The sequence below is a fragment of the Limnohabitans sp. JirII-29 genome (genome assembly GCF_003063395.1).
Classification (GTDB): domain Bacteria; phylum Pseudomonadota; class Gammaproteobacteria; order Burkholderiales; family Burkholderiaceae_C; genus Limnohabitans.
Genome location: NZ_NESB01000004.1, coordinates 55597 through 82536, shown reverse-complemented (window position 1 = coordinate 82536; position 26940 = coordinate 55597). Strand labels below are relative to the sequence as shown.

At 58.3% G+C, this 26940-nt stretch carries 30 protein-coding genes; 20 read left to right on the top strand and 10 right to left on the bottom strand.

What is annotated here, in order from left to right:
• Window positions 1-7 precede the first annotated feature (7 nt).
• The 6 genes from B9Z39_RS07935 to B9Z39_RS07910 are packed head-to-tail and all read left to right on the top strand — an operon-like array spanning window position 8 to window position 5810.
• On the top strand, window positions 8-766 hold the full coding sequence (locus B9Z39_RS07935) for an ABC transporter ATP-binding protein (RefSeq protein ID WP_100147315.1): 759 nt from the start codon (window positions 8-10) through the stop codon (window positions 764-766).
• On the top strand, window positions 759-1637 hold the full coding sequence (locus tag B9Z39_RS07930; RefSeq protein WP_100147316.1) for a polysaccharide deacetylase family protein: 879 nt from the start codon (window positions 759-761) through the stop codon (window positions 1635-1637). The genes B9Z39_RS07935 and B9Z39_RS07930 overlap by 8 nt, the downstream gene beginning before the upstream one ends.
• 23 nt (window positions 1638-1660) lie before the next feature.
• A complete protein-coding gene (locus B9Z39_RS07925; RefSeq protein WP_108301302.1) occupies window positions 1661-2443 on the top strand; it encodes an SDR family oxidoreductase in 783 nt (260 codons plus the stop codon).
• Window positions 2444-2446: 3 nt separating this feature from the next.
• Window positions 2447-3601, top strand: a complete 1155-nt coding sequence (locus tag B9Z39_RS07920) for an acyl-CoA dehydrogenase family protein (RefSeq protein ID WP_100147318.1) — start codon at window positions 2447-2449, stop codon at window positions 3599-3601.
• 8 nt (window positions 3602-3609) lie between these two features.
• Complete coding sequence (locus B9Z39_RS07915; protein WP_108301301.1) at window positions 3610-4416, top strand: enoyl-CoA hydratase/isomerase family protein; 807 nt, start codon at window positions 3610-3612, stop codon at window positions 4414-4416.
• A gap of 17 nt (window positions 4417-4433) precedes the next feature.
• Window positions 4434-5810, top strand: coding sequence for an MmgE/PrpD family protein (locus B9Z39_RS07910; RefSeq protein ID WP_158269469.1), 1377 nt, complete (start codon window positions 4434-4436; stop codon window positions 5808-5810).
• 5 nt (window positions 5811-5815) lie between these two features.
• Here the strand turns inward: B9Z39_RS07910 and B9Z39_RS07905 are convergent, their stop codons facing one another.
• The gene (locus B9Z39_RS07905; protein WP_108301299.1) at window positions 5816-6718 is read right to left on the bottom strand and encodes a DMT family transporter; all 903 of its coding nucleotides are present in this window, start codon (window positions 6716-6718) and stop codon (window positions 5816-5818) included.
• A gap of 129 nt (window positions 6719-6847) precedes the next feature.
• Here B9Z39_RS07905 and B9Z39_RS07900 point away from each other — a divergent pair, with 129 nt between their 5' ends.
• The 4 genes from B9Z39_RS07900 (at window position 6848) to B9Z39_RS07885 (ending at window position 8705) form a co-directional block, all read left to right on the top strand.
• A complete protein-coding gene (locus B9Z39_RS07900) occupies window positions 6848-7003 on the top strand; it encodes a DUF3309 family protein (RefSeq protein WP_100147322.1) in 156 nt (51 codons plus the stop codon).
• A 26-nt stretch (window positions 7004-7029) separates the two neighbouring features.
• Window positions 7030-7473 carry a BON domain-containing protein gene (locus tag B9Z39_RS07895; RefSeq protein WP_146183298.1) on the top strand — a complete coding sequence of 148 codons (444 nt, stop codon included), beginning with the start codon at window positions 7030-7032 and terminating at the stop codon, window positions 7471-7473.
• A 471-nt stretch (window positions 7474-7944) separates the two neighbouring features.
• On the top strand, window positions 7945-8559 hold the full coding sequence (locus B9Z39_RS07890) for a hypothetical protein (RefSeq protein WP_108301297.1): 615 nt from the start codon (window positions 7945-7947) through the stop codon (window positions 8557-8559).
• Between the two features lie 20 nt (window positions 8560-8579).
• A complete protein-coding gene (locus B9Z39_RS07885) occupies window positions 8580-8705 on the top strand; it encodes a BON domain-containing protein (RefSeq protein ID WP_108301296.1) in 126 nt (41 codons plus the stop codon).
• On the opposite strand, the gene B9Z39_RS07880 is transcribed toward B9Z39_RS07885, so the two are convergent.
• On the bottom strand, window positions 8702-9214 hold the full coding sequence (locus B9Z39_RS07880) for a superoxide dismutase family protein (RefSeq protein WP_108301295.1): 513 nt from the start codon (window positions 9212-9214) through the stop codon (window positions 8702-8704). The two genes, B9Z39_RS07885 and B9Z39_RS07880, sit on opposite strands and share 4 nt — an antisense overlap.
• A gap of 86 nt (window positions 9215-9300) precedes the next feature.
• Window positions 9301-12279, bottom strand: a complete 2979-nt coding sequence (uvrA, locus tag B9Z39_RS07875; RefSeq protein WP_304481858.1) for an excinuclease ABC subunit UvrA — start codon at window positions 12277-12279, stop codon at window positions 9301-9303.
• A gap of 873 nt (window positions 12280-13152) precedes the next feature.
• Between uvrA and B9Z39_RS07865 the strand changes: the two genes are divergently transcribed.
• Window positions 13153-13545, top strand: a complete 393-nt coding sequence (locus B9Z39_RS07865) for a hypothetical protein (protein WP_108301292.1) — start codon at window positions 13153-13155, stop codon at window positions 13543-13545.
• Window positions 13546-13689: 144 nt separating this feature from the next.
• Here the strand turns inward: B9Z39_RS07865 and B9Z39_RS07860 are convergent, their stop codons facing one another.
• Window positions 13690-14352, bottom strand: a complete 663-nt coding sequence (locus tag B9Z39_RS07860; protein ID WP_158269468.1) for a hypothetical protein — start codon at window positions 14350-14352, stop codon at window positions 13690-13692.
• Here B9Z39_RS07860 and B9Z39_RS07855 point away from each other — a divergent pair.
• The 4 genes from B9Z39_RS07855 (at window position 14351) to ssb (ending at window position 16901) form a co-directional block, all read left to right on the top strand.
• A complete protein-coding gene (locus B9Z39_RS07855) occupies window positions 14351-14650 on the top strand; it encodes a glutathione S-transferase C-terminal domain-containing protein (protein WP_158269467.1) in 300 nt (99 codons plus the stop codon). The two genes, B9Z39_RS07860 and B9Z39_RS07855, sit on opposite strands and share 2 nt — an antisense overlap.
• Window positions 14651-14725: 75 nt before the next feature.
• The gene (locus tag B9Z39_RS07850; protein WP_146183296.1) at window positions 14726-14971 is read left to right on the top strand and encodes a hypothetical protein; all 246 of its coding nucleotides are present in this window, start codon (window positions 14726-14728) and stop codon (window positions 14969-14971) included.
• 221 nt (window positions 14972-15192) lie between these two features.
• Complete coding sequence (locus B9Z39_RS07840; RefSeq protein WP_108301288.1) at window positions 15193-16365, top strand: MFS transporter; 1173 nt, start codon at window positions 15193-15195, stop codon at window positions 16363-16365.
• Between the two features lie 41 nt (window positions 16366-16406).
• Window positions 16407-16901, top strand: coding sequence for a single-stranded DNA-binding protein (gene ssb / locus B9Z39_RS07835; RefSeq protein ID WP_100147329.1), 495 nt, complete (start codon window positions 16407-16409; stop codon window positions 16899-16901).
• Between the two features lie 103 nt (window positions 16902-17004).
• Here ssb and B9Z39_RS07830 read toward each other — a convergent pair whose 3' ends face one another.
• Genes B9Z39_RS07830 through B9Z39_RS07815 form a run of 4 tightly spaced genes read right to left on the bottom strand, consistent with a single transcriptional unit; the run spans window position 17005 to window position 20727 of the window.
• Window positions 17005-17862: a fumarylacetoacetate hydrolase family protein gene (locus tag B9Z39_RS07830; RefSeq protein WP_108301287.1), complete on the bottom strand. Its 858-nt coding sequence runs from the start codon at window positions 17860-17862 to the stop codon at window positions 17005-17007.
• 34 nt (window positions 17863-17896) lie between these two features.
• Window positions 17897-18649 (bottom strand): IclR family transcriptional regulator, encoded by a 753-nt coding sequence (locus B9Z39_RS07825; protein WP_100147331.1) that lies wholly within the window; start codon window positions 18647-18649, stop codon window positions 17897-17899.
• A complete protein-coding gene (locus B9Z39_RS07820) occupies window positions 18646-20154 on the bottom strand; it encodes a bifunctional 3-(3-hydroxy-phenyl)propionate/3-hydroxycinnamic acid hydroxylase (protein ID WP_108301286.1) in 1509 nt (502 codons plus the stop codon). The genes B9Z39_RS07825 and B9Z39_RS07820 overlap by 4 nt, the downstream gene beginning before the upstream one ends.
• Window positions 20155-20157: 3 nt before the next feature.
• A complete protein-coding gene (locus tag B9Z39_RS07815) occupies window positions 20158-20727 on the bottom strand; it encodes a VOC family protein (RefSeq protein ID WP_108301285.1) in 570 nt (189 codons plus the stop codon).
• A gap of 122 nt (window positions 20728-20849) precedes the next feature.
• Here B9Z39_RS07815 and B9Z39_RS07810 point away from each other — a divergent pair, with 122 nt between their 5' ends.
• Together B9Z39_RS07810 and B9Z39_RS07805 are read left to right on the top strand one after the other, a co-directional pair.
• Window positions 20850-21827, top strand: a complete 978-nt coding sequence (locus B9Z39_RS07810; protein ID WP_108301284.1) for a tripartite tricarboxylate transporter substrate binding protein — start codon at window positions 20850-20852, stop codon at window positions 21825-21827.
• Window positions 21828-21960: 133 nt separating this feature from the next.
• Window positions 21961-22188, top strand: coding sequence for a hypothetical protein (locus B9Z39_RS07805; protein WP_108301283.1), 228 nt, complete (start codon window positions 21961-21963; stop codon window positions 22186-22188).
• Window positions 22189-22209: 21 nt separating this feature from the next.
• On the opposite strand, the gene mnmA is transcribed toward B9Z39_RS07805, so the two are convergent.
• Entirely contained in the window at window positions 22210-23346 is a 1137-nt protein-coding gene (gene mnmA, locus B9Z39_RS07800; RefSeq protein ID WP_108301491.1) for a tRNA 2-thiouridine(34) synthase MnmA, read from the bottom strand.
• An 8-nt stretch (window positions 23347-23354) separates the two neighbouring features.
• On the bottom strand, window positions 23355-23855 hold the full coding sequence (locus tag B9Z39_RS07795) for an NUDIX hydrolase (protein WP_100147336.1): 501 nt from the start codon (window positions 23853-23855) through the stop codon (window positions 23355-23357).
• A 101-nt stretch (window positions 23856-23956) separates the two neighbouring features.
• Here B9Z39_RS07795 and B9Z39_RS07790 point away from each other — a divergent pair, with 101 nt between their 5' ends.
• The 3 genes from B9Z39_RS07790 to B9Z39_RS07780 are packed head-to-tail and all read left to right on the top strand — an operon-like array spanning window position 23957 to window position 26939.
• A complete protein-coding gene (locus tag B9Z39_RS07790; RefSeq protein ID WP_108301282.1) occupies window positions 23957-25087 on the top strand; it encodes a Re/Si-specific NAD(P)(+) transhydrogenase subunit alpha in 1131 nt (376 codons plus the stop codon).
• A 17-nt stretch (window positions 25088-25104) separates the two neighbouring features.
• A complete protein-coding gene (locus tag B9Z39_RS07785; protein WP_100147338.1) occupies window positions 25105-25428 on the top strand; it encodes an NAD(P) transhydrogenase subunit alpha in 324 nt (107 codons plus the stop codon).
• The gene (locus B9Z39_RS07780; RefSeq protein ID WP_233248950.1) at window positions 25425-26939 is read left to right on the top strand and encodes an NAD(P)(+) transhydrogenase (Re/Si-specific) subunit beta; all 1515 of its coding nucleotides are present in this window, start codon (window positions 25425-25427) and stop codon (window positions 26937-26939) included. Before B9Z39_RS07785 ends, B9Z39_RS07780 begins: the two co-directional genes overlap by 4 nt.
• The last annotated feature ends 1 nt before the right edge of the window (window position 26940 follow it).

Genomic DNA, 26940 nt, shown 5'->3' with positions numbered 1-26940 from the left:
AATTCTTATGTCCAACATCTCTGTTCAAGATCTTTGCAAAATTTATCCCGGTCAACCACCGGTCAAAGCCCTCGACCACATCGATCTCGATGTGCCCCCGGGTGACTTCGTGGCCTTGCTCGGCCCCTCGGGTTGCGGCAAGTCCACCTTGCTCAACCTGATTGCGGGCTTCGAGTCACCCAGCTCGGGTGTCTTGCAGGTCAACCAACAAGCGGTGCATGCCCCCGGGCCTGACCGTGGCGTGGTGTTTCAAGAGGCGGCGCTGTTTCCGTGGCTGACGGTGTGGGAGAACGTGATCTTTGGCCCGCAAATGCAAGGCCTGCCCAAGGCCGAGTACGAAGAGCGTGCCAACGAGATGCTCAGCATCGTGGGCTTGCATGATTTCAAAAACCATTTGCCGGTGCAACTCTCGGGTGGCATGCGTCAGCGCGTGGGCATTGCCCGCATCTTGACTTTGGGGTCACGCGTGTTGCTGATGGACGAGCCCTTTGGTGCACTTGACGCACAGACCCGACTCACCATGCAAGAGCTGTTGCTGTCGGTGTGGCAAAAGCTCAAACCGACCATCATCTTTGTCACGCACGACATCGACGAAGCCATCTTTTTGGCCAACACCATCTACGTCATGTCGGCCCGACCAGGCCGCATCCAATCCAAAATCAACGTGCCCTTGGCGCGTCCACGCACCGTGGCTGACACAGCGAGCGAGGCCTTCAGCGCCATGAAGCTCGACATCCTCAACCTCATCCGACACACCCATGGCTAATCCCCGCATCCCTTACCGTTTTTCTGACGAAGGTCCGCAGTTGGTGGCGCCCAAAGAAGGCGCCATCTTGGTCCACCTGGTGGTCAATGTGGAGCACTGGCAGTTTGATGCCAGCATGCCACGCACCATCATCACGCCGCCGCATGGCAAAGAAACCGTGCCCGATGTGCCCAACTTCAGCTGGGCCGATTACGGCATGCGTGCCGGTTTGCCGCGCATCATCAATGCCATCCACAGCCGTGGGCTACCCGCGTCCACCAGCTTCAACGCTGGTGTGATTCAGGCCTACCCGCGTGCGGCCGAAGCCATGCACGAAGTGGGTTGGGAGTTCATTGGCCATGGCGTGCATCAAAAAGCGCTCAACCATGCCGAAGGCGAAGAGGCTTTGATTGCCACCAGCCTGGACATGATCGAATCGTTCACCGGCAAGCGCCCCAAGGGCTGGTTGAGCCCGGGCTTGCGCGAGTCGCACGACACGCCCGAGATCTTGAAAAAGCAAGGCATTGAGTACGTGTTTGACTGGGTGGTGGACGATGTGCCGCATTGGATGCGCACCAAGAATGGCCCGCTCATGGCCTTGCCCTACAACCTGGAAGTCAACGACTCCATCATTTACGCGGTGGAAAAACACGCGTCGAATGAAATGTTCCAGCGCCTCTCCAACACCTTGAGTTTGTTCAAACGCGAATGCGCCAAGCAGCCACGTGTTTTGTCGCTGGGTTTGCACCCGCACTTGATTGGCGTGCCGCACCGCTTTGAGAGCTTCGAGAAAATGCTCGACCTGTTGATGGCCACCCCCGAGGTGTGCTTTGTCACGGGCGAAAAAATGGCCCAGTGGTACGCCGCCCAAGTGCCCGCCCCCTCCAACTGATTGCAACTTCACAGAGAGTCTTTATGAACTTAGAACTGACAGGACAGCGTGTCCTCATCACCGGTGGCTCCAAAGGCATTGGCTTGGCCATTGCACAAGCGTTCGCCGCCGAAGGCGCCAAGCCCGTGCTGGTGTCACGTGACCGGGCCAACTTGGCCCATGCGGTGCAAGCCATTGACGCCGCCCACCACATCACCCCCGAAGTCTTTGAGGCCGATTTGGGCCTGCCCGGTTCGGCCGACAAGCTGTGCCAACAGGTGGGCGAGATTGACGTGTTGGTGAACAACGCAGGCGCCATTCCTGGTGGCAGCATCCACGACATCACCGAAGAGCGCTGGCGCCAGGCCTGGGAGCTCAAGCTCTACAGCTACATCAACCTGACCCGCGCGTATTTGCCCAGCATGGAAAAGCGCGGCAAGGGCGTGATTGCCAACATCATCGGCATGGCCGGTGCAGCACCACGCTACGAATACATTTGCGGCTCGGCAGCCAATGCGGCCTTGATGGCGTTCACCCAAGGCCTGGGCGGCGGCACCGTGCGTCAAGGCGTGCGTGTGTTTGGCATCAACCCGTCGCCCACTCGCAGCGACCGCATGCAAGGCATGTTGCAGCAACAAGCCACCACCAAACTGGGGGACGCTTCGCGTTGGCAAGAGCTGACCTTGGGTCTGCCCTTTGGCCGTTTGGCCGAACCCGACGAGATGGCCAAACTCACGGTGTTCTGTGCTTCGCCCTTGTGTGGGTATCTGAGCGGCAGCATCATCAACGTGGACGGTGGCCAGATGTTCACCACACCGAGCAAATAAACCATGAGCCGACAAGATTTTCCTGAACTGCGCGAAGGCGTGCGCCAAGTGGTGTCTGCCTTTGACTCCCGTTATTGGCAAGAGGTGGACGAGGCGCGTGCCTTCCCTGAAAAATTTGTCACCGCCTTGACCGAAGCCGGTTGGTTGTCGGCCTTGATTCCTGAGGAATACGGCGGCTCCAACCTGAGCCTGACCGAAGCCAGTGTGATCATGGAAGAGATCAACCGCGCGGGCGGCAACTCGGGCGCCTGCCACGGTCAGATGTATGTCATGGGCTGCGTGGTGCGCCACGGCACGAAGGAACAGAAAGAAGCCTTGCTGCCCAAGATTGCATCGGGCGAGTTGCGCATGCAGTCGATGGCGGTGACCGAGCCCACCACGGGCTCAGACACCACCCAACTCAAGACCGTGGCCGTGCGCCAAGGTGACCATTACGTGGTGAATGGGCAAAAGGTGTGGACCTCGCGCTTGCAGCACTCCGACTTCATGTTGCTGTTGGCACGCACCACGCCACTGGCCGAGGTGAAAAAGAAGTCCGAAGGCTTGTCGGTGTTTTTGGTGGACTTGCGCGAAGAGGTGGGCAAGACCATCACCGTCAAACCCATTCGCAACATGGTCAACCACGAGACCAATGAAATCTTCATCGACAACCTGCGCATTCCCGTAGAAAACCGCATTGGTGAAGAAGGCAAGGGACTCAAGTACATCATGGACGGCTTGAACGCCGAACGCATTTTGATTGCCGCTGAGTGCATCGGAGACGGCTATTGGTTTGTCGACCGCGCCACCCAGTACGCCAAAGAGCGCGTGGTGTTTGGCCGCGCCATCGCGCACAACCAGGGCATCCAATTCCCCATTGCCAAGGCCCACATCAACGTGGAAGCGGCCAGCTTGATGCGCTACGAAGCGGCGCGTTTGTTTGATGCCGGCCTGCCGTGCGGCGCACAAGCCAATATGTCCAAGTTGCTGGCGGCCGATGCGTCTTGGGAGGCGGCCAATGTGTGCCTGCAAACCCATGGCGGGTTTGGCTTTGCCGCCGAGTACGACATTGAGCGCAAGTTCCGCGAAACACGCTTGTACCAAGTGGCACCGATCTCCACCAACTTGATCTTGTCCTACGTGGGCGAGCATGTGTTGGGCATGCCCAAGTCTTACTGAGTGCGCACATGACCTCTTCTGCTTTGCCCCACTACACCACCCTCGCGTGCACCCGCGTGTCTGACCACGTGCTGCAGGTGTGCTTGAACCGCCCCGAGGTGGGCAATGCCCTCAATACCCAAATGGCGGTGGACTTGCTCGACCTGTGGACGCGCCTGACCGATGTGCCAGGTGAGCTGCGTTGCGTGGTGTTCACCGGTTCGGGCGGCAAGATTTTTTGTGGTGGCGGTGACTTGAAAGAGCGCAACGGCATGACGCCACAGGCGTGGCAACACCAGCACGAAATTTTTGAACGCTTGTACTGGGCGCTGATTGATTTGCCTTTGCCGGTGGTCGGTGCCATCAACGGCCACGCGTATGGCGGTGGCCTAGAGATGGCACTGTGTTGCGACTTTTTGTACGCCAGCCAAGAGGCGCGCTTTGCGCTGCCCGAGGTCACGCTGGGCATCATGCCGGGCATGGGCGGCACGCAAAACTTACCGCGCGCTTTGGGCGAGCGGCGCGCCAAAGAGTTGGCACTCACAGGGCGTCCGTTCAGCGCGGCTCAAGCGCATGAGTGGGGCTTGGTCAACCAAGTGGCTGCGCCGGATCAAGTGCTGGCTTTGGCTTTGGAGACGGCACAGCGCATCGCGGCCAATGCGCCTTTGTCGGTGCGACAAATCAAAAAGTCGATCCGCTACGGCGGCCAGATGGAGTTGCGCACCGCCTACCGTTTTGAGGTGGAGGCCTACAACCGTTTGGTCGACACCGACGACCGGCGCGAAGGCGTGGCTGCTTTCAACGAGAAGCGCCCTGCGGTGTTCAAAGGCCGCTGAGCCGTGCAAAGGTTCGGGTGAGTTCTGCCAACACGCCCTCTTGGACCGAGCAATTGCTGGCCTTGCAAGGCCGCCCCATCACCGACGCTGACCGCCACCGCGCAGCCCTGCACCTGATCGATTGGTTGGGTTGTGTGCTGTTGGGCCACACCTCGCCTGCGGGTGAGGCTTTGAGCCGTTGGGCGGCGCAAGCAGCACCTGGGCCATGTTGGACGGTGGGCGGCTTGTACTTGCGCAGCGAGGATGCCGCCTTGGTCAATGGTGGCTTGGGCAACATCGACGAGCTCGATGACTTACACCGCGAAGCGGTGGTGCACCCCGCAGACACCCTCATGGCCGCTGCGCTGGCGCTGGCGCAGCGCGAGCAGGTCATACCGCACGCACTGCTGGACGCCGTGGTGCGTGGCTACGAGGTGGCCATTCGGGTGGGCTTGCTGGCCGGCACCGCGCATTACCAGCACTGGTACAGCACAGCCACCTGTGGCGTGTTTGGTGCTGCTACCGCGGCTGCGAGCTTGTTGCAACTCGATGCCACGCAGGCCATGCATGCCTTGGCGCAGGCGGGCATGCAAGCCAGTGGCGTGTGGCAATGCCGCGTGGAACCTGGGTTCTCTAAACAGCTGGCCACAGGGCGCAGCGCGCAGTCAGGCGTGTTGGCCGCCGACTTGGCGGCGGCTGGCATGGTGGGGCCGCGCCACATCTTGGAAGGCCAGCATGGGTGCTTGGCTGCCACGGGCAGCTTGCCCGATGCCACGCGCGCCCGGGCAGTGCTGGCGCCTGCACCTGATGCACCTTGGTTGATCCATGCAGTCAGCTTCAAGCCCTGGCCTGCCTGTCGCCATGTGCACCCGGCCATCGCGTGCGCCATGCAACTGCACGCGCGAGTGGCCGATGTGGAAGAGATTGTTCGCATCGAGGTGAGCAGCTACCAAACCGCGCTGGACTTTGCCGATCAAGCGCAACCCCACACCCGCCAGCAAGCGCGCTTTAGCTTGCAGCATGGGGTGGCGGTGGCGCTGTTGCGTGGAGATTTTTGGTTGGGTGACACCCAAGCCGAGTCGTTGACGCATCCGGTGCTGACGCGCTTGCGTGGCTGCACCCAGGTTCGCGCAAACTCACGCTGGAGCCGTGCCTACCCAGCGCATTACGGCGCGCAGGTGCAGGTGTGGCTGCGCGATGGTCGTCGCTTGGAGGCCCAGGTGGTCGACGCCCCGGGTGACCCGGAAAACCCCATGTCACACGCAGCGGTGCTGGCCAAAGCGCAACGCGTGATGCAGGCCGCAGGTCATGCGCAGCAGTCTGTGACGGCACTCATCCAAGCCTGTGTCGACTTGCCGCAAGCCGTGTCGATGGACAGTTTGTGGCGCGCCTTGCGCCAGCTCCGCCCGACCTGAGCGGTTCAGGACGCGGCGTTGGATGCGCGCGTGGGCCACAGCACCGATGCGATGGCGGCCACCACCAGCAGCACCGCCAGCCAGTCTTGCCAGTGCAGGACTTCGCCCAGCCACCATGCGCCGCTGAACACGCCCAACACGGGAATGAACATCACGCTCAAGCTCGATGCCAAAGGCGGCAAACTGCGCGCCAACCCCAGCCAAGCGGCTTGGGCAAACACAAACACCCCGATGGCGTTGTAGACGATGGAGCCCCAGGTGGTCAGCGACGGCATGGCCCAGCGGTCCGCTTCAAACAGCACCGCCACCACGCTCATCACCACGGCGGTCATGCCGGTCATCCAAAACACAATCGTGAGTGTGGGCACGCGCATCTTGGTGTGGCGAATTTGTTGTGTGCCCAAAGCCCAAGAGGCGGCCGCAGCCAAGGCCATCACAACGCCCAAGGGCTTTCCAGACAAATTCACCAACTCGTGCCACAACAACAGCATGGCACCCAAGGCGGCCAAGGCCACGCCCAACCAAGCGCGGGCACGCAGTGGTGATTTGAAAAACAACATGCCAATGACGGCTGAAAAAATCGGCATGGTGTAGCCAAGAATGGCGGCGCGCCCGCTCGACAAATCTTGCACCGCCAAAATGATCAGCACATGCCAGACAAACATATTGCTGCTGGCCAGCACCATGAGTTCTTTCCATTCGCTGCGTGGCACCTTGAACGGCACCTTCATCTTGAGCAACACCAAGCCCAGCAGGGGCCACCCAATCCACATCGAGATGCTGCGAAACGTGATGGCCGGGTAGCCCGTGACGCCGATCTTCAAGATGGGCCAGTTGATGCCCCAGACCAGGGTGAGGATGATGAGGGTGACCCACTGTTTGCGGGTGAGCTGGTGTGCGTGGGACATAAGGCTTTCAAATCGGTGCCGTCCAAGTTTAGCGGCGTGCTGCGCATGTGCGCAGACGAACAGACCACACGCTGCATCGGGCCTAGATTCAACAGCCTCGCCGAAGGGTGCTGTGGGAAGAAGGTCGATATGTTGATGAACGTTTTGTTGGTGATTCTGTTTTTGATGCTGCTGGGTGCCATACCCACTTGGCCGCATAGCAGAACTTGGGGCTATTACCCCAGCAGCGGTCTTGGACTGATCGTGCTGGTGTTGTTGTTTTTGATATTGACGGGTCGCGCTTGAAGCGTCACACACACAAGGAGCACACGATGAAGATCACACGCCACACCGCCCGATACCTCTTGGCTGCTTTGCTGCTGCTGGGCTTGTCGGCTTGCGACAAACCCGGACCCGCGCAAGAGGCCGGACGCAAACTGGATGAAGCCGCAGAGAAAGCCACTGAAGCGGTGAAGAAAAGCGTGGATGACGCAGACGATGCAGCAGAGCGTCAAAAAGAGAAGGCCAGCACGGCCATGGAAGACACAGAAATCACAGCCAAGGTGAAAACCGCGTTGATGCAACGCGAGGGCATGAAGTCGGTCACCATCAGCGTCAAAACACGCCGTGGCTTGGTGACGCTGACCGGTTCCGTTGCCTCACAGGCACAGGCCGATTTGGCAAAGCAACTCGCACAAGCGGTCAAAGGCGTGCACGAGGTGGACAACCTGTTGGTGGTGGTGAGCCCAGCAAATGCTTCAGGTAACGGACGGTAAAACGGGGGGCGGTTGGCAGCCAGCCTTTTGTGTGAGATGTGCGTGCTTGAAAGTTCAGTTGCATCGGCGTCGCAGGTCTGAATGTGAACGCCAAATTTTCCAAAGGTTGATGCTTGTAACTGCCCAACCTTCTCGCTGTGAAGGTCGTTGGCGACCATTTTCGAGCGTGATTTTTTCGTTGGCTTGGTATTTATCTACTAGGTGTTCGAAGTGAGCGAACGAGTCAAAGCCTAGCAGTTATGCAGATACCGTTCGACCCGAATTCATGGTGCAAATCTCTCAAAAAGATGTCACCTAAGCCGCGATGAAAAAGCTGTGTTTGAAATCGACAGAATCGCAAATCGGCTTGCAAATCTCATGCAGATTACGTTCGCTGCAAATAGCCATGAAATTTATCGCCCGCAAATTATTTAATTTAAAGAGTTATTTTTTACTCGTAAAATTTAATTTAGTGAAATCTAAAGGTTAAAAATGTCCAGCTTGATCCCTCTCATTAGAAAATTTATTCAGTCTTCTCCCATCAAAAGAAAGATAGCTTGGTTTTACGAACATCATGGAAACGGTTTTGAGAAATGGTTTCAGTTTGAGTTGATGTACTGGTTGAGTAAAAAAAGCCATAACGTAACGCTTGAGCAGTCAGTCGGGGTGGATGGTCGAAGAACTAATAAGACCAAGAATCAAATCGATATGGTCGTTAGGATGAAATCTCAATCCAAACAAGTTTCACACGCAGTCGAACTCAAAGTCACGATACGTGAGGCAGGGGCAGTACGCAAAGCAATCAACGATCTCATTCGGCTGGATAAATGTTTGGAATCTAAGTGGAATTTTCGCAGCGTTAGTGCTGTTGCAGTATGCGCAAACCAAAGTGGAAACCGATACGAGGAATTTTTAGATGCACTTAAGGAAACAAATAAAACTGCATGGATGTATGAAAGATTTCCGATACCAAGTAGCGATGCAGTCATCTATGTTTTTGGATGGCATGCACCTCCACGCAAAGCAAATAAGTCCGAATATCACAAGTTTATTCAGCACCTTAAACAAACCGCAAAAGAGTTAGGTATCACAGCGTTTCGTAGGTAAAGTGCGACGGCGCGAGAGCAATGCTGTGGATTACGCTGACTGGCTCTGTCGCATCACAGGCACAGGCCGATTTGGCCAAACAACTCGCACAAGCGGTCAAAGGCGTGCACGAGGTGGACAACCTGTTGGTGGTGGTGAGCCGTTAATTTTTAACAATCACACCGCACGACACACGTGGCCCCGAGTTGCCTGTGGGCTGTGTTTTGAAATCGTCTGGATCGCGATGAACAATCAAGCCTCGCCCCACGATGCTGGACGCGCCGTCCTGCATGGAAATTGACGTGCTCTCAAAGCGCAGCTGAACCTTGCCATAGGCATCGGCTTTCAAGCTGGGCAAATCGCCCACATGGTGTTGGGCGTGCTCATGGGCTCCGTGGGGTTTGCCGTCGGGGTTGAAATGACCGCCCGTGCTCATGCCGTCACCACTGGAGCAGTCGCCTTTTTCATGAACGTGAAAACCATGCTCCGAGTTGGGCGCAAAGCCTTGCGCGTCGACCACAACCAACACCTTGTTGTGCTGCTGCGTGAACGTCACCCGACCTGACACGCTGTTGCCCTGGGTGGGTGCGAGCACGGCGGTTGCAGACGTTTGAGCCTCCAACATGGCGCAAGCCGTCAGTGTGAAAGCGGTCGCAAAAACGAAAACTGTTTTCATGGCACATCCCCTTCGTTGGTTAAAAAGTCATGCTAGCAGGTGGGTGCGGGGCGCAGCTTCTTCTTTGAGTGCTGCCATGGCGGCGGTCAGCCCAGCAAACGCTTGAGGTAACGGCCGGTAAAACTGGCCGGGTTGTCGGCCAATTGCTCGGGCGTGCCCACGCCCACCACTTGGCCACCGCCACTGCCGCCTTCAGGCCCCATGTCGATGAGCCAGTCGGCGGTTTTGATGACGTCCAGGTTGTGCTCGATGATGACGATGGTGTTGCCCGCGTCGCGCAGGTGTTGCAGCACTTTCAGCAGCAAATCAATGTCGGCAAAGTGCAGGCCGGTGGTGGGCTCGTCCAAGATGTAGAGCGTGCGCCCGGTGTCGCGTTTGCTCAACTCCAGGGCAAGTTTCACGCGCTGTGCTTCACCACCCGAGAGGGTGGTGGCGGCTTGGCCGAGTTGCAGGTAGGACAGGCCCACATCCATCAGGGTTTGCAGCTTGCGGGCGATGTTGGGCACGGCGTTGAAGAAGCTCAGTGCGGCCTCAACCGTGAGGTCCAAGATTTGCGCAATGTTTTTGCCCTTGTACATGACCTCCAGCGTTTCTCGGTTGTAGCGCAGGCCGTGGCACACGTCACAAGGCACGTATACATCGGGCAAAAAGTGCATCTCCACCTTGACCATGCCGTCGCCCTGGCAGGCTTCGCAGCGCCCGCCGCCTGAGCCAGCGGCCACGTTGAAGCTGAAGCGTCCCGGGCCATAGCCACGCTCGCGTGCCGAAGGTACTTCGGCCATCAGCTCGCGAATGGGGGTGAACAAGCCGGTGTAGGTGGCGGGGTTGCTGCGCGGGGTGCGGCCAATGGGGGATTGGTCGACGTTGATGACTTTGTCGAAGTAGTCGAGCCCGGTGATCTCGTCGTGGGCAGCGGGCTCTTCGTGCGCGCGGTGGATGGTGTGCGCGGCTGCGGTGTACAGCGTGTCGTTGACCAGCGTGGATTTGCCCGAGCCTGACACGCCGGTGACGCAGGTGAGCAAGCCCACGGGCACATCCACGTTGACATGTTTGAGGTTGTTGCCGCGTGCGCCGGTGATGCGAATGACTTGGTCTTTGCAGGCTTGCTTGTCGAGCAGGCGTTGTGCGGCCAGTTGATCAGCGGGCACAGGCAAAAAGGCGTGACGCTGGGTGGGCACCTCGATGCGCAGGGCTTGTGCCAGGTAGCGCCCGGTGAGAGAGGCAGGGTTGGCCTCTATCTCGGCGGGTGTGCCTTGCGCCATCACCGCGCCGCCATGCACGCCAGCGCCGGGGCCCATGTCCACACAGTAGTCGGCGGCACGGATCATGTCTTCGTCGTGCTCCACCACCAACACGCTGTTGCCAATGTCGCGCAGGTGTTTGAGCGTGTCGATCAGGCGGTCGTTGTCGCGCTGGTGCAAGCCAATGCTGGGCTCGTCGAGCACGTACATCACACCCGTCAGGCCCGAGCCAATTTGCGAGGCTAGGCGAATGCGTTGCGCTTCGCCGCCAGACAGCGTGTCGGCGCTGCGGTCGAGGCTCAAGTAGGTCAGGCCCACATCGTTCAAGAACTTCAGGCGTGAGGCGATTTCGCGCACCACCTTGTCGGCAATTTCAGCCTTGGCGCCTTGGAGTTGGAGGGTGTTGAAGTAGCCAAAGCATTCGCCCAAGGTGCTGTGGCTGATGTCGAAGATGCCGCGCATTTGCGCGCCTTCGCCAATGCGCACGTTGCGCGCTTCGCGGCGCAAGCGGGTGCCACCACAACTGGTGCAGGCGCGGCTGCCACGGTAGCGCGCCAGGTCTTCGCGCACCACCACCGAGTCGGTCTCGCGGTAGCGGCGCTCCATGTTGACCAAGATGCCTTCGAACGGGTGTTTCTTGCTGAGCTTTTTGCCGCCAGAGGCGCCGCTGTCCAAGCTGTAGTTGAACTTGATTTCTTCGTCGCCCGAGCCGTACAGCAACACTTGTTGGATGTCGGGGCTGAGGTTTTCAAACGCGGCATCGAGGTCAAACTTGTAGTGCTTGGCCAAGCTCTCCAGCAAGGTGAAGTAGTGCGCGTTGCGGCGGTCCCAGCCTTTGATGGCACCACTGCCCAAGCTCAGCGAGGGGAAGGCCACCACACGGGCGGGGTCGAAAAAGTCTTGGTGACCCAAGCCGTCACATGCCGGGCACGCGCCCACCGGTGAGTTGAACGAGAAGAGGCGCGGCTCCAACTCGCTGATGGAGTAGCTGCACTGCGGGCAAGCGAACTTGGCGTTGAAGCTGTGCTCCACCCCGGTGTCCATCTCCAGCGCAATGGCGCGGCCTTCGGCCAAGCGCAGCGCGGCTTCAAAGCTCTCGGCCAGGCGTTGGCGCAAACCGGGCGGTGGGGCGGTCACCGCCACGGCGCCGATGCTGGGTGCGGTGGCGACTTGCGGCGCTGCCGGGGCTTCGTGGCGCACTTTGATGCGGTCAATCACCACGTCGATGTCGTGCTTCTCGGTTTTCTTGAGCTGCGGCAGGTCGTCGTACTCAAACACTTGGCCACCCACACGAAAGCGCACATAGCCCTGCGCTTGCAGGTTGGCAAACACGTCGGTGTATTCGCCCTTGCGGTCGCGTGCCAGTGGGGCCAGCAGCATGAGCTTGGTGTCTTCGGGCAGGGCCATCACCGCATCCACCATTTGCGACACGCTTTGCGCTTGCAGGGCCAGGTTGTGGTCGGGGCAGTACGGCGTGCCGGCGCGGGCAAACAGCAGGCGCAGGTAGTCGTGAATTTCGGTCACCGTGCCCACGGTGGAACGTGGGTTGTGGCTGGTGGCTTTTTGCTCAATGCTGATGGCGGGTGACAGGCCTTCGATCAGGTCGACATCGGGCTTGTCCAAACGGCCCAAGAACTGACGCGCGTAGGCCGAGAGGCTTTCCACGTAGCGGCGCTGGCCCTCGGCGTACAAGGTGTCAAACGCCAAACTCGATTTGCCCGAACCCGACAAACCGGTGATCACCACCAGTTGGTTGCGCGGAATGTCGAGGTCGATGTTTTTGAGGTTGTGCGTGCGCGCGCCGCGAATGCTGATGTTTCGCATGGCGGAGGGGCTGTTCATGGCCTGGCCCAAGTAGGTGCCGTCGGTGGGTGCGTTCACAGGTGAGTCAATCAAAGGGCAACCCGCCATGATAGTGGGTGGCGGGTGTTTGGGCTTGGCTGGCTATGGATGGGCGGCTTGATGCGAGACTTTTTGTATGGATTGAAGGGCGTGGATCATTTGGCCTGGATTTCCCACGGTGCAGTAGACAGCTCGGACCTATGAGCTTCGCCATTTATGCAAAGAGCCGTGTTGGCTCTTTTCGATTCAGAGGACGGTCCAGTCCCTATACAAGAGCTGCAAGATGCCAAGCCTATTGCGCCAAGAAGGGTGGCGTCAGCGTCTACAAAGCAAAAAAGACTTAAACCGTAGTAAAGATAAAAAACGTCAAGTACGTCACCACCTGCATAGGGCATATGCCCTATGCAGGTGGTGACCCCACACTCGTTCAGAGTGTGAAAAATGCGGGGAAAGCAGGTTTTTCAGCCGCTTGTTTCTTTTGCTTGTGTTGTATATACAGACGGTGTACAATCACATCATTTATTAAATATATTATTACTTATGGAAAATTTAAAAGTTAGTCCCGATGTGCTTTTGAAGCTCACCAGCAAACACTCTGTTACCTGCGAAGAGGTAGAACAATGCTTCTCAAATAAAGCTGGCAACCTTCTGACCGATAAACGTGAGAAGCACAAAACATACCCACCCACGTTGTGGTTTTTGGCCTCTACAAATAAGGGCCGCTTACTAAAAATCGTGTATATACAAATTGAAAAAACAATTCATTTGAAATCAGCCTTTAGCCCGAATCAAACAGAGATCGACATCTACAGTCGGCACGGCTAACTGGCAAAACAACAATCTAGGAAGAACATCGTGAACACATCGAAGATCGAAAGCACAGCCGAGGCTTGGGAAAGCCGCGCACTGGGGGCAAGCGCCGAACATGTTGCGGTGGCTGACATTGCACATGACATGGCCTTGGATGAGGCATTGGGTTTGCAATCCATCTCTATCCGTTTGCCCAAGCAATTGATCGACCAATACAAGCTAATAGCCCATTTTCATGGCGTTGGTTATCAACCACTCATGCGCGATATCTTGGGCCGTTTCGTGCCAGGCGCATTGCATGAAATCATGCAAACGCAAATGAAACAAGTCCAAGAGACGGCAGCCGTCTCTCGCGTTATCTCAACCGTTAAACGGGCTGTTGCCAAACCAGCCTCAGCTAAACCAGCGGCCCGCAAGATGAGTCGTAAAACTGCTTAAACAACAGCGCTTACAACAAGACCTACAGGCTCACTTCGATGGGCCTTTTTTTAATCTGGCACCACATCCACCTTGGTTTCAAACTCAAGCTGCGTGGTGTAGCCACCATCCCCAAGGCTGTGCACCGCCTTGGTCAGCGTCCAATCAACCGCATCGATTTGCGTTTCGAAGCCCGCCACCTTGATGGGCATTTCGGGAATAAGCTCGTGCCGCCCGCATGGCGTTGTCTTTAGTGGCGTAGCTGTGGCGCAAGGTCAGCACGTTGCACGCATCGTTGAAGGTGGGGTCGTTGGCTTTGTCGGTGGTGGCGGGCAAGGCATCGGAGCCGCCGCTGGTGTTGGCTAGCTTGGTGGTTGTCAAGTCTTTGGTGCCCTTGGCCGTCACCAGCACGTCACCGCTGAGGCTTTTTTTCACATCTTTGAAGTGAGCTTTGACTTGGCTGTAAGTGCCCTTGGCCACAATCAATTTGGCCCCAGTCTCGGCCTTGGTTCTGCTTGCATACGTGTGCGTGATGGTGAACACGGGCTCGGCGCTGTTCACCAGCTCGTTGGCTGCTTTTTGCTTGGCTGCCAGTTGTTCGCGCAACAGCTTGGCGGTTTTTTCGTTCACCATCACCACGCCGCGCTTGCCCTGCTTCACATCAAAGTAGTTGGCGCGCACGGCTGTGTAGGCCTCGCGGTCGCTCACGGCAAAACGGTGGCGGTCGCCATCGGTGCGCTGGATGGTGGATGAAAACTTCAACAAAGGCCCGGCCACTTTTTTCAACAAAGTCCCTGCGTTGATTCGTCCGTTCGTTCGTGCAGCCATGCGAAACAAGTCGCGCAAAATGCTGCACGCCCAAGGGCTTGGGCGACACACCGAGGCAGAAATTACGCAACTGGCTTGCCGCGATATTGATGCGCTGGCGCAGGTGTTGGGTGACGCCGAATGGTTTGGCGGTGCCTCGCCTTGCGGGGCAGACGCAAGTGCGGGCGCGTTTGTGCTGGCATGTCTGTGCGAGCACTTTGATACACCGCTGTTGGCAAGGGCCAAGTCGCACACAAATTTGGTGGCTTATGCACAGCGGGTGCAGCACGGTTTCTTTGCAGACACCGAAAGGCTTTGAGTTAACAGTTATCTTTTGAAAACTGTGATTTCCAACCGCAAGGCGACTGCCTCTATTTGGCGCAAGTAGTAAAAGATGCCAATGATTGACAAAAGACCTGAGGGACATTCAAGTGAAAACCCCGAAGGGGAATTCGTCATGCCCTTGAGGAATAAAAAACCTTTAAAAGCTGTCGCCCTTCAAGCCTATGAAGCAAGACGTGACCTCGCGAGCGAGTTGTTGAAATCGGTCAAAGAAATGAAGGCGGGCCAGGTACATGCGATTGATCTGGCTATCGCGAGAACCAAAACGCAGCGCGTTTTATCAAGGTGGCTGATATGAAACCTGAATACAACCTCGCCAAACTCAAAGCACGCAAAAATCCTTATGCATCCAAGCTGAAGAAGCCCGTCACCGCAAGCTACCAATCAATTGGCCGCAAGCGGTCTGATCAAGAAAAACCAAGCGCTTGTCTTGCCCCTGACGACATTTAGGAATGCAGGACAATTCCTGCTGTGACAACCGACATAACCCCCGCTTCCCTTCCCGACCTCAGCCCCTCCATGACGCCCACCGAGCGCCGCGCCAGCGGCACTTTGGCGTCGATTTTTGCCTTGCGCATGCTGGGCTTGTTTTTGGTGTTGCCGGTGTTTGCCCTGGAAGCGCGCAAATACCCCGGGGGTGATGACCCGGCGCTGATTGGTTTGGCCATGGGCATGTATGGCCTGACGCAAGGGCTGCTGCAAATTCCGTTTGGCGTGGCCTCAGACCGCTTTGGGCGCAAGCGTGTGATCGTGCTGGGTTTGTTGGTGTTCGCTTTGGGCAGCCTGTGGGCGGCTTCGGCAGACACGCTGTATGGCTTGCTGGCGGGGCGTGCGCTGCAAGGTGCAGGCGCGGTATCGGCAGCGGTGACGGCCTTGCTGGCTGACTTGACGCGTGACAACGTGCGCACCAAGGCCATGGCCTTGGTGGGGGCCAGCATTGGGTTGATGTTTGCTTTGTCGCTGGTGCTGTCGCCGCTGCTGGCGGGGTGGATCGGTTTGTCCGGCTTGTTTGCTTTGACGGCGCTGTTGGCGGTGCTGGGTGCTGCGGTGGTGATTTGGTCGGTGCCGCCTGAACCTGTGTTGCACAAAGACGCCGCACGTGGCGGCTTGCGCCAAGTGCTGGCCATGCCTGCGCTGCTGCGCTTGAATGTGGGGGTGTTTGTGCTGCACGCGGTACAACTGGCCATGTGGGTGGCGGTGCCCGCCTTGTTGGTGCAAGCCGGCTTGGACAAAGACCACCACTGGCAGGTGTATTTGCCGGCTGTGCTGGCCTCGTTTGTGGTGATGGGCGGCGTGTTTGCAGCCGAGCGTCGTGGCTACTTGCGGGCTGCGTTTTTGACGGCGATTGGTGTGATTGCGGTGGTTCAGGTCGTGTTTTTGTGGGTCGCATCGGGCGCGCCCACGCTCGCCGTGCTGGCGTGGTTGTTGTTTGCTTTCTTTTGTGGCTTCAATGTGTTGGAGGCCACACAGCCGAGTTTTGTCTCGCGTCTGGCGCCTGCACCTTCGCGTGGTGCGGCCATGGGGGTGTACAACACCTTGCAATCGTTGGGCTTTTTCGCGGGCGGTTGGATGGGGGGGCAGTTGGTCAAAAGCCATGGCACACAAGGTTTGTTTTTGACTTGCGCTGCGTTGATGCTGTTGTGGTTGGCCGTAGCGTGGTCGATGGTGGCCCCTGGTCGTCAAGCGGGTTGAGCCAGGCCCCATAATCTGTCTATCTCTGGAGGAATTTACCCATGGCATCCGTCAACAAAGTCATTCTCGTCGGCAACTGCGGCCGCGACCCCGAAGTGCGTTATTTGCCCAGCGGCCAAGCCGTGGCCAATGTGAGCGTCGCCACATCCAGCCGTCGCAAAGACAAAAACTCGGGCGAGATGATCGAAGACACCCAGTGGCACCGTGTCACGTTTTACGACCGCTTGGCTGAAATCGCTGGCGAGTACGTGAAAAAAGGCCGCCCCATTTACGTGGAAGGTCGCCTGAAGTACGGTGTGTACACCGACAAGACCACCGGCGTGGAGAAGAACACCGTGGACATCATTGCCACCGAGCTGCAACTCTTGGGTGGCCGTGAAGGCATGGGCAACCCCGGTGGTGGTGGTGGCGAAGACGGTGGCTACAGCCGCCCCGCAGCCGCACCCCGTCAGGCGGCACCCGCTGCTGCGCCACAGCGCCAAGCGGCACCTGCTAAGGGTGGCTTTGACGACATGGACGACGACATTCCGTTTTGAAGCTGCAACGAAAGAAGCCCCAATGAAAAATCCACGCCCGCAGGCGTGGATTTGGAGGTCCAAGCCCAGCGTCACGCTGGGCTTTTTTTTGGGCGCTGGAGGTTTAGGCCGCCATGTCGTCCACGATGCCGTTGCGCAAGATGCCCAAGGCGTCGACTTCGATTTCCACCACGTCACCGGGCTTCATGAAGACCTGGGGTGAACGCTTGTTGCCCACGCCGCCTGGCGTGCCGGTGACGATCACGTCGCCTGCCTCAAGCGGGATGAAAGTGGAGATGTAGGCGATTTGACGTGGGATGCTGTGGATCATCATGTCGGTGGTGGCGCGTTGCAGCTCTTGGCCGTTCAAGCGCGTGATGAGGGTCATCTTTTGGTCAGGCTTGATTTCGTCAGCCGTGACCATCCAGGGACCAAAGCCACCGGTGCGCCAGAAGTTTTTGCCGGCGGTCCACTGGGTGGTGCTGACTTGCCAGTCGCGGATGGAGCCATCGTTGTAGCAAGAGTAGCCGGCGATGTGGCTCCAAGAGTCGGCTTCGCTGATGCGGCGACCGCCTTTGCCAATCACCACAGCAATTTCACCTTCGTAGTCGAGGCGGTGCGACTCAGGGGGACGCACGATGTTTTGGCCGTGGCCCACTTGTGACTCGCTCACGCGCAAGAACAGCGCAGGGCTTTCGGTCAGTTCGCGTCCGGTTTCTCGCACGTGGTCGGCGTAGTTCAGGCCGACGCACACAATTTTGTTGGGGTTGGTGATGACAGGCAGCAGGTGCAGGTCAGCAAATTTCAAGTCAGGCTTGTGGCTGGCCAGGGCCTTGGCGGCTTGGTCCAACATGTTGTTGGCGATCAGGCTTTTCAGGTCAGGGGCTTGTGCGCCCAAGATGGGCGTGAGGTTGAGCACGTCGTCGCCTTGGACGATGCCGTAACTCGGGGTGTTGTGGAGCAAAAAGCTGATCAATTTCACAGGAAGGTTCCTTTCGGGTCAAAAAATTTTGGGGCTAGGGTACACGGATTGCGATGTCGCCTGCGCAACGCATGACCAGTGCCGCCAGCTTGGGCGCATCGATCACCGCCATGCGTTGCACGGTGGTGACCAGCGAGATGGCACCCAGCACGGTGCCGTCGGCTTTTTGCAAAGGGGCTGCGAGTGCGGCCAGGTTGGGCTCGAGCTCGCCCAGCGACAGGTAATGGCCGGTCTTGCGGATGTTGCTGTAGTACTTGCGAAAGGCGGGCCACTCGGTGGGCAAGCCAGCTTGGGCAATTTCATCGCGCCGCTGGTCAAACACTTTGTGCAAGGCGGTGGGTGTGAAACACGACAAGATGACCTTGGGCGCGCCGCCTAAAAACAACGGGCGCGGACGACCCCGTCCGTAGCCTAAGTCGGCTGGTGTTTTGCCGTATTCGCGATGGGTGTCGAGCACTTGTTGGCCGTACAGACCGGAGAGGACGCAATCAAAGCCGGTGGTCTCGACCAACTCTTGCATGAAAGGGATGGCGTGTTGCAGCACCGGGTCCCCGGCGCGGATGAAGTGGTCGAGCACGATGATGCGCGGCCCCAGGCTGTACTGCGATTCGGCCGAGCGTTGCAGCAAGCCGGACGCCACCAAGAGCTTGACGTAGCGGTAGGCCGTGGGGATGGACACTTCCAATGCTTCGGCCACAGCCTCTGCTGACCACACGGGGTGTTTTTCGGTGAACAAGTCGAGCACGCCCAGCATGCGCGCCAGGCTAGAGAAGGCTTTGTCGGTCACGTGGCGCTTTCTGCCACGGCCTGTGTGGGCAGCCAGTCGCGTGTCAGGGCGTCTAGCGCGGCGCTGGTGTGGGCCAGGCCCAACACATAGCGGTCTGGACGCAGCACCACGGCTGCGGCCTGGTGGGCGTTGAGCCAGACGGCCAGTGTGGGGTCGCTGGCGTCCAGCACGCTGGCTTGCCAAGTGCTCCAGGCTTGGCGGGTGGCCTCGGAGACCTCGGCCAGCACCTCGGCATGTGCGATGACGGCGAAGTGGTTGCCCACAAGCTCGTCGAGCCAGTAGCCATTGGCCAGTTGCGGTTGCGGGAAGGGTTGACCGACTGGGGCCGAGCCATTGCTCAAGATGCCGGCACCCAAACGTGGGGCCGGAAACTGGAATATTTCTGGCTCACCTCCGTTGCGGAATTTGGCATCACGCAGGCGCGCTTGTTCGGGGTCGGTGGTTTGGATGATGTCGCCCAAGCGCACCGCCAGTTCGATGAACTCGGCCACATGGGGCGCGCGCTCAGACTCGTAGCTGTCGAGCAAGGTATCGCTGGCGGTGCCGTGCACCACAGCTTGGAGTTTCCAGGCCAGGTTGGACACATCACGGATGGCCGCGCACATGCCTTGGCCCAAGAAGGGGGGCGTTTGGTGTGCGGCGTCGCCCGCGATCATGAGGCGACCTTGGCGCCACCCTTCGGCAATGATGGAGTGGAAGGTGTAGATCACCGCACGCTCGATGTCGGCGTGTTCCGGTTGAATCCAACGGCTCACCAAGGGCCAGAGATTTTCTGGTTTGACCAGCTCGGCGGTGTCGTCTCCGGGCATGAGCATGATCTCCCAGCGTCTGCGGTTGCCTGTGACGTTGCAGTAGGTCATGGGGCGTTGCGGGTCGCACAGTTGCACGGTGTGGTCGGGCAACTCGGGGGCGCCAGGTTTGAGAAGCACGTCGAACACCAGCCAAGGTTGGTGCAGTCCTAAATCGCGGGTGGTGCAGTTGAGCAGTTTGCGTGCGAGTGAGCGGGCGCCGTCGCAACCCACCACGTAGCGGGCTTGCACGATGTGCGGCTGTTGGTTGCGCAGGTCGGTGACGTGCAGGTCGATGTGGTCGGCCTGCTCGTGCAGCTCGGTGACGAGGTGTTGCAAACGCACCGACACAGATGCAAAGCGTGTCACGCCATCGCGCAGCACATGCTCCAACTCGGGTTGGTGAAAGTAGTGGTTGTTGGCACAGCCATGCGGCCCCAGTGCCGCTGTGCCGCCACGGATGAGCAAGGTGTCGTTGGCGGCGTTGACAAAGTGCATGCCCTTCATGCCGGGGCGCGAGATGGCTTCCATCTCGGCACGCAAACCGATGGCTTGAAACACGCGCATGACTTCACCGTCGAAGTGAATGGCACGCGGCAAGGGGTAAATCTCGGCGTCTTTTTCAAACACCACCACTGACAGGCCTGCCTGACCCAGCAAGTTGGCCAGGGTTGCGCCTGCTGGGCCATAGCCCATGATTGCGACGTCAAACACCATGGCTCAATCCTTCACATAGCCCATGCGGCGGGCCATCTCGGCTTGCCATGTGGCACGGCTTTGAAACTTGGGACGGCTTTTGGCAATGGCTTCGGCACGCGCCATGATGGCTTCATCGGGTTGGTCCAAATCAATGACTTCGCGCATCGGCTGTTCGCAGTACCAGGGGGTGTCTAAGAACACCTCGATGCGGTTGCCTTCTGGGTCGCGGAAATAAATGGAGACGGCATTGCCGTGGGTTGCGCATTGCATGTCGTGCACGCCTTCTGTTTGCAGCGCGTGGTCACGCACGGAGCGCAGGGTGGCGACGTCACGGACCCGAAAGGACAGTTGGTTGATGAGGTTGAAGTTGAGGTTGTCGGGCCGTCCTGTGGCCAGCACGACTTGGTGGTGTTCGGTCGGGTCGCGGCTCAGGAATACCAATTGCACGGGGCCTAAGTCGCCGTGGTCGGTTTGGGTGAACCCCATGACCTGTGTGTAGAACTGGGTCATGCGCGCGAGGTCTTTGACATAAAAGCCCATGTGGCTGAAGACCAAAGCGCCTTGATCTTGGAGAAGCGGGTTGTGGGTCATGGAATCCTCGGGTAAACACCTAAAAAACATATCAAATTATCATAATCTGACAAAGTGAATGCATTTTATGATGTGTTTTGTAAAAATCAAGCCTTTCAACGCGAATATTGGAGAAATTACACATGACATTCATCAGCCGTCATACCCGCCTTGTTGCTGTCTGCTGTGCCCTGTTAGGGGTGACGGCTGTGCAGGCGCAGGACTACCCCAGCAAGCCGATACGCATCATTGCGCCCGTGCCCATCGGCACAGGCCCGGACGCCAACACGCGCGAGATCGCGTTGGAGTTGAGCAAGGTCTTGGGCCAGGCCGTGGTGGTGGAAAACCGCCCGGGTGCTTCCAGCATGATTGGCATGGAAGCGGCGGCCAAAGCAGCTCCCGATGGCTACACCTTGGTGATGGGTTTGACCTCGTCGATGTCGGTGGTGCCGCACCTCTACAGCAAGGTGCCCTACAACGCAGAGCGTGACTTTGTGCCCATCAGTCTGGCGGGTTTACTCAATACAGCCTTGATCGCCAACCCCAGCGTGACACAAAACTCGGCGCGCGAATTGATGGCTCAGTTGAAAGCTCAGCCTGAGAGCATGACGGCGGCCACCTCTGGCATTGGCAGTTATTCGCACTTGGCGGGTGAGTGGTTTGGTGCTGGCTCGAATACCAAGATCAAGTTCGTGCCTTACAACACCAGCAGTCCTTACACCGATTTGGTGGGCGGACAGGTGCAACTGATGTTTGATGCCTTGCCGGTGGCCTTGGGCAATGTGCGTGCAGGCAAGCTCAAGGTGTTGGCGTTGACTGGTAAAACACGCCACCCCAATTTCCCAGATGTGCCTACCTTTGCAGAAGCCGGTTTGCCCGACTACACCCCGACAGCTTGGATTGGTTTGTTTGCACCGGCAGGCACACCCGCAGCAATCGTGGACAAGCTGTCAGCAGCGATGCAAAAGGCGACGACGCAAAACCAAGTGCTGGCAGACAAGTGGCGTTCGTATGGTGGTGAGCTCAAGTCGATGACGCCTGTTGAGTTCAGTGCGTTTTTGAAGTCGGACTCTGCCAAGTGGGGGCAAGCGATTCGGCATGCCAACATCAAGCTGGATTGAGGCTGACGCAACGCGATGTGTTGCAAAGCGTTGACGTAAATAATTAAATATTTGCGTCAACAGGCGTCACTTTCTTTTCGTTGTAGTTGCACTCCAGATCACTGGAGATGTTCAACAACCGGAAGGAAACTTTATGAACAAGCTGATTGCCTCTTTGATCGTGGGTGCTTTCTCTGCCGCTGCTTTTGCGGCCACGCCAACACCTGCGATGCCTGCAACACCGGCTACTCCAACGGTGATGCCCGCGACACCCGCCACCCCTGCTTCTGCAGCCAAAGCCGAACACAAAGGCAAGTCTGAAGCCAAGCAGGTAGAGGCGAAAGAAAAGAAAGCCGCTAAAAAGGCTGAAGCTGCCAAGTAAGTAGCAGTCAGCCGCGGTATTTCAGGTGTGGGCGTTGTCCAGTGCTGCAGCGCTGGCGATGACCCCGCCGCCCAAACACACATCGCCGTCATACAACACTGCGGATTGACCGGGTGTGACGGCCCACTGAGGTTCATCAAAGGCGAGCGCAAGCTCGCCTTTGTCGTTGTAGCTCAAGCTGCATGGCGCGTCGCTTTGGCGGTAGCGTGTTTTGGCCGCGTAGCGTCCTGGGGCTGGCGCTGCGGGTGCGCACCAGCTCAAGTCATCGGCAGTGAGCTGTCCTGACAACAACCACGGATGGTCGTGGCCTTGCACCACGTACAAGGTGTTGTGGGCCAGGTCTTTGCGTGCCACAAACCACGGTGCATGTTCACCGCTGCCGCGTTGAGCACCTTTGTCTTTGATACCGCCAATGCCCAAGCCCTGGCGTTGACCCAAGGTGTAAAAGCTCAAGCCCACGTGGGTGCCGAGCTTGCGACCTCGTTCGTCTTTGATGGGCCCGGGTGCGTTGGCAATGTAGCGGTTGAGGAACTCTCTGAAGGGACGCTCGCCAATGAAGCAAATGCCCGTGGAATCTTTTTTCTTGGCGTTGGGCAAACCAATCTCGCTGGCGATACGGCGTACTTCGGTTTTGTGGAGTTCACCCACGGGAAACCAGGTTTTGGAGAGCTGCGCCTGGTTGAGACGGTGCAAAAAGTAGCTTTGGTCTTTGCTGGCGTCGAGCCCCTTGAGCAATTGAAATTCGCTGCCTGTGGGAAGGCTGAGTTCACGTACGCGAGCATAGTGGCCGGTGGCAATTTTGTCGGCGCCTACCGAAAACGCATGATCCAAAAAGGCTTTGAATTTGATCTCGGCATTGCACAAGATGTCGGGGTTGGGCGTGCGCCCGCCCTGGTACTCACGCAAGAATTCGGCGAAGACGCGGTCTTTGTATTCAGCTGCGAAGTTGACGTGCTCGATCTCAATGCCCAACACATCGGCCACGGCGGCGGCGTCCACGAAGTCGACGTTGGATGAGCAGTACTCGCTGTCATCGTCGTCTTCCCAGTTCTTCATGAAGATGCCGACCACTTCGTGGCCTTGTTGCTTGAGCAGGTAGGCGCTGACCGCAGAGTCCACGCCGCCACTCAAACCCACTACCACGCGCTGTTTTTTCATCATGCCGCTCATGCTTTCGCGCGGGTGCCCACGCTGGGGTCGGTGTAGACCGTGGCCAGTGGAAAGCGCTGTCCTTGCGCGTGGTCTTCGATGCAGCGCAGCACCAGCGGGCTGCGCAGGCGGTGTGTGTTGGCGCGAATTTCTTCGGGGGTCATCCACAGGGTGCGCTCGATGCCTGTGTCGAGCTGTGCGCCGGGCACCACCTCGCCCAACAGACCGCAGTAGGCAAAGCGCAGGTAGGTGATGTCTTCGGCGGCATGTTCTTGGCGTGCAGGGCGTTGGAAGCGTGACATGTAGATGCCCACCAATTCGGTGGGGGTGAACCGATGCGTGGTTTCTTCAAACGCTTCGCGTGCGCAGCCCGCTTCGGGCGCTTCACCGGGGTCGAGGTGGCCGGCGGGGTTGTTCAAACGCAGGCCTTCGGGCGTGTGTTCTTCGATCAATAGGTAGCGTCCATCGCGTTCGATGATGGCGGCCACGGTGACACTGGGTTTCCAACGGATAGTCATGCTCACATTATCTTTCGGGTAAGCCCACGTCGGCGGGGCCGTGTTTCTGGTGTAACCTTTCGAGAGTCTGACAACAACACAACGCGCTTTAGGAGTTCCTCATGCTGATAGGCGTGCCCGTCGAAACGACGGCCGGTGAAACCCGTGTGGCGATTACGCCCGAGACGGCTAAAAAACTCATGGCGCAGGGGCATACGGTGCGCATTCAATCGGGCGCCGGCGTAGCGGCCAGCGTGACCGATGTGGCCTATGCGGCCGTGGGGGCCGAGCTGGTCGATGCCTCGACAGCGTGGGGCTGCGACTTGGTGCTCAAAGTGCGAGGGCCGTCAGAGGCGGAAACCTCGCTCATTAAGGCTGGCAGCACCGTGGTGGGCATGTTGGAGCCCTTCAATGCCCAAGGCTTGCAACGCTTGGCTTTTGCGGGTGCCACAGGCTTTGCCCTGGAAGCGGCGCCCCGCACCACCCGCGCACAGAGCATGGATGTGTTGTCCTCTCAGGCCAACATTGCCGGTTACAAGGCCGTGATGCTGGCCGCCGACAAGTACCAACGTTTTTTCCCCATGCTGATGACCGCCGCAGGCACGGTGAAGGCGGCACGTGTGGTCATCTTGGGCGTGGGTGTGGCGGGCTTGCAGGCCATTGCCACGGCCAAACGTTTGGGCGCGGTGATTGAAGCCACCGATGTGCGTCCCAGTGTGAAAGAGCAGGTGGAGTCGCTCGGCGCCAAGTTCATCGACGTGCCGTTTGAAACTCAGGAAGAAAAAGATGCCGCAGAAGGTGTGGGCGGCTATGCCCGCCCCATGCCTGCCAGCTGGCTGGAACGCCAAAAAGTGGAAGTGGCCAAACGCGTGGCGCAAGCCGATGTGGTGATCACCACCGCGTTGATCCCAGGTCGCGCCGCGCCCGTGTTGGTGACTGAAGACATGGTGAAAGCCATGAAGCCAGGCTCGGTGATCATCGACATTGCAGCGGGCAAAGGTGCCCAAGGCACCGATGGCAATTGCCCGTTGACCGAGGCCGGCAAGACCGTGATCAAGCACGGCGTGACTTTGGTGGGTGAAACGAATTTGCCCGCTCTGGTGGCGGCAGATTCAAGCGCGCTGTACGCCCGCAATGTGCTGGACTTTTTAAAGCTGATCATCAACAAAGAAGGTGTGCTGCACATCGATTTGGAAGATGACATCGTGGCCGCTTGTTTGATGACCCGCGATGGCGCGGTGGTGAAGAAATGAATTTGAGGAAATAAAAAATGGACGCAGTCTCCCCCACCCTCATCAACCTCATCATCTTTGTGTTGGCCATCTATGTGGGCTACCACGTGGTGTGGACGGTCACCCCAGCGCTGCACACGCCGCTGATGGCGGTGACCAATGCCATCTCGGCCATCGTCATCGTGGGCGCCATGTTGGCCGCCGCCATGACCCAAACCACGCTGGGCAAAACCATGGGCGTGCTGGCGGTGGCGCTGGCGGCTGTCAACGTGTTTGGTGGCTTCATGGTGACGCGACGCATGTTGGAAATGTTCAAGAAAAAAGACAAAAAGGCGCCTGCCGCTGAAGGAGCCGCCAAATGAACGAGGGTCTTTTGAACATGGGTTTTGTCAGCATGAATTTGGTCACCCTGATGTATCTGGTGGCCAGTGTGTGTTTCATCCAAGCACTCAAAGGTCTGAGCCATCCCACCACCTCGATCCGTGGCAACGTGTTTGGCATGACCGGCATGACGATTGCCGTGCTGACCACCGCCGCGCTGATCATCAAGCTGTCGGGCTCAGGTTTGGGTATGGCGTGGGTGTTGTTGGGCTTGGTGATGGGTGGTGGTGCTGGCACGCTGATGGCACAACGCGTCGAGATGACCAAGATGCCTGAGCTGGTGGCCTTCATGCACAGCATGATCGGTCTGGCGGCGGTGTTCATTGGCGTGGCTGCTGTGGCCGAGCCTTGGGCATTTGGCATCACGCCACCGCCGCAAGAGCTGGTCACGGGTGCGCAAACGTCGGCTGGTTTGGTGATCACAGAGATGGTGCAACGCTTTCCTATTCCAGCGGGTAACCGCTTGGAGCTGTTCTTGGGGGCGGCCATTGGTGCCATCACCTTCAGTGGATCGGTGATCGCGTTTGGCAAGTTGTCGGGCAAGTACAAGTTCCGGCTCTTCCAGGGCGCACCTGTGAGCTTTTCAGGGCAACATTTGCTGAACTTGGTGTTGGGCTTGACCACCGTGGGTTTGGGACTGTTGTTCGTGGCCACCGAGAGCTGGCCAGCTTTTTTTGCCATGCTGGCGCTGTCGTTTGTGATGGGCGTGCTCATCATCATCCCCATTGGTGGTGCGGACATGCCGGTGGTGGTGTCCATGCTCAACAGCTATTCGGGCTGGGCTGCGGCGGGGATTGGTTTTTCGCTCAACAACAGCATGTTGATCATTGCGGGTTCTTTGGTGGGCTCTTCAGGGGCCATCTTGAGCTACATCATGTGCAAGGCCATGAACCGCTCGTTCTTCAGCGTGATCTTGGGCGGTTTCGGTGCTGAGGCCTCGACCGCTGTGGCGGGTGCGCAAGAGCAGCGCCCTGTCAAGAGCGGCAGCGCTGATGACGCGGCCTACATCTTGGCCAATGCCGAGACGGTGGTGATCGTGCCGGGCTATGGCTTGGCTGTGGCACGTGCCCAGCATGCCGTGAATGAGTTGGCCGAGAAGCTGATGCACAAAGGCATCAGCGTGAAGTACGCGATCCACCCGGTGGCTGGTCGCATGCCCGGTCACATGAACGTGCTGTTGGCCGAGGCCGAGGTGCCTTACGACCAAGTGTTTGAAATGGAAGACATCAACGGTGAGTTCGGCCAAGTGGATGTGGCCATCGTGTTGGGTGCCAACGACGTGGTCAACCCTGCTGCGCTGCAAAAGGGCAGCCCCATTTATGGCATGCCAATTTTGGAAGCGTTCAAAGCCAAAACGGTGATCGTGAACAAGCGTTCGATGGCATCGGGTTACGCAGGTTTGGACAACGAGTTGTTCTACATGGACAAGACCATGATGGTGTTTGGAGATGCCAAAAAGGTCGTCGAAGACATGGTCAAGGCGGTCGAGTGAG

Excerpts from the sequence above, each read along its gene's own strand:
- B9Z39_RS07935 (WP_100147315.1), top strand. The coding sequence starts at position 8 with ATGTCCAACATCTCTGTTCAAGATCTTTGCAAAATTTATCCCGGTCAA.
- B9Z39_RS07930 (WP_100147316.1), top strand. The coding sequence starts at position 759 with ATGGCTAATCCCCGCATCCCTTACCGTTTTTCTGACGAAGGTCCGCAG.
- B9Z39_RS07925 (WP_108301302.1), top strand. The coding sequence starts at position 1,661 with ATGAACTTAGAACTGACAGGACAGCGTGTCCTCATCACCGGTGGCTCC.
- B9Z39_RS07920 (WP_100147318.1), top strand. The coding sequence starts at position 2,447 with ATGAGCCGACAAGATTTTCCTGAACTGCGCGAAGGCGTGCGCCAAGTG.
- B9Z39_RS07915 (WP_108301301.1), top strand. The coding sequence starts at position 3,610 with ATGACCTCTTCTGCTTTGCCCCACTACACCACCCTCGCGTGCACCCGC.
- B9Z39_RS07905 (WP_108301299.1), bottom strand. The coding sequence starts at position 6,718 with ATGTCCCACGCACACCAGCTCACCCGCAAACAGTGGGTCACCCTCATC.
- B9Z39_RS07900 (WP_100147322.1), top strand. The coding sequence starts at position 6,848 with ATGTTGATGAACGTTTTGTTGGTGATTCTGTTTTTGATGCTGCTGGGT.
- B9Z39_RS07895 (WP_146183298.1), top strand. The coding sequence starts at position 7,030 with ATGAAGATCACACGCCACACCGCCCGATACCTCTTGGCTGCTTTGCTG.
- B9Z39_RS07890 (WP_108301297.1), top strand. The coding sequence starts at position 7,945 with ATGTCCAGCTTGATCCCTCTCATTAGAAAATTTATTCAGTCTTCTCCC.
- B9Z39_RS07885 (WP_108301296.1), top strand. The coding sequence starts at position 8,580 with ATGCTGTGGATTACGCTGACTGGCTCTGTCGCATCACAGGCACAGGCC.
- B9Z39_RS07880 (WP_108301295.1), bottom strand. The coding sequence starts at position 9,214 with ATGAAAACAGTTTTCGTTTTTGCGACCGCTTTCACACTGACGGCTTGC.
- uvrA (WP_304481858.1), bottom strand. The coding sequence starts at position 12,279 with ATGCGAAACATCAGCATTCGCGGCGCGCGCACGCACAACCTCAAAAAC.
- B9Z39_RS07855 (WP_158269467.1), top strand. The coding sequence starts at position 14,351 with ATGCGAAACAAGTCGCGCAAAATGCTGCACGCCCAAGGGCTTGGGCGA.
- B9Z39_RS07860 (WP_158269468.1), bottom strand. The coding sequence starts at position 14,352 with ATGGCTGCACGAACGAACGGACGAATCAACGCAGGGACTTTGTTGAAA.
- B9Z39_RS07850 (WP_146183296.1), top strand. The coding sequence starts at position 14,726 with ATGCCAATGATTGACAAAAGACCTGAGGGACATTCAAGTGAAAACCCC.
- B9Z39_RS07840 (WP_108301288.1), top strand. The coding sequence starts at position 15,193 with ATGACGCCCACCGAGCGCCGCGCCAGCGGCACTTTGGCGTCGATTTTT.
- ssb (WP_100147329.1), top strand. The coding sequence starts at position 16,407 with ATGGCATCCGTCAACAAAGTCATTCTCGTCGGCAACTGCGGCCGCGAC.
- B9Z39_RS07820 (WP_108301286.1), bottom strand. The coding sequence starts at position 20,154 with ATGGTGTTTGACGTCGCAATCATGGGCTATGGCCCAGCAGGCGCAACC.
- B9Z39_RS07815 (WP_108301285.1), bottom strand. The coding sequence starts at position 20,727 with ATGACCCACAACCCGCTTCTCCAAGATCAAGGCGCTTTGGTCTTCAGC.
- B9Z39_RS07810 (WP_108301284.1), top strand. The coding sequence starts at position 20,850 with ATGACATTCATCAGCCGTCATACCCGCCTTGTTGCTGTCTGCTGTGCC.
- B9Z39_RS07805 (WP_108301283.1), top strand. The coding sequence starts at position 21,961 with ATGAACAAGCTGATTGCCTCTTTGATCGTGGGTGCTTTCTCTGCCGCT.
- mnmA (WP_108301491.1), bottom strand. The coding sequence starts at position 23,346 with ATGAAAAAACAGCGCGTGGTAGTGGGTTTGAGTGGCGGCGTGGACTCT.
- B9Z39_RS07795 (WP_100147336.1), bottom strand. The coding sequence starts at position 23,855 with ATGACTATCCGTTGGAAACCCAGTGTCACCGTGGCCGCCATCATCGAA.
- B9Z39_RS07790 (WP_108301282.1), top strand. The coding sequence starts at position 23,957 with ATGCTGATAGGCGTGCCCGTCGAAACGACGGCCGGTGAAACCCGTGTG.
- B9Z39_RS07785 (WP_100147338.1), top strand. The coding sequence starts at position 25,105 with ATGGACGCAGTCTCCCCCACCCTCATCAACCTCATCATCTTTGTGTTG.
- B9Z39_RS07780 (WP_233248950.1), top strand. The coding sequence starts at position 25,425 with ATGAACGAGGGTCTTTTGAACATGGGTTTTGTCAGCATGAATTTGGTC.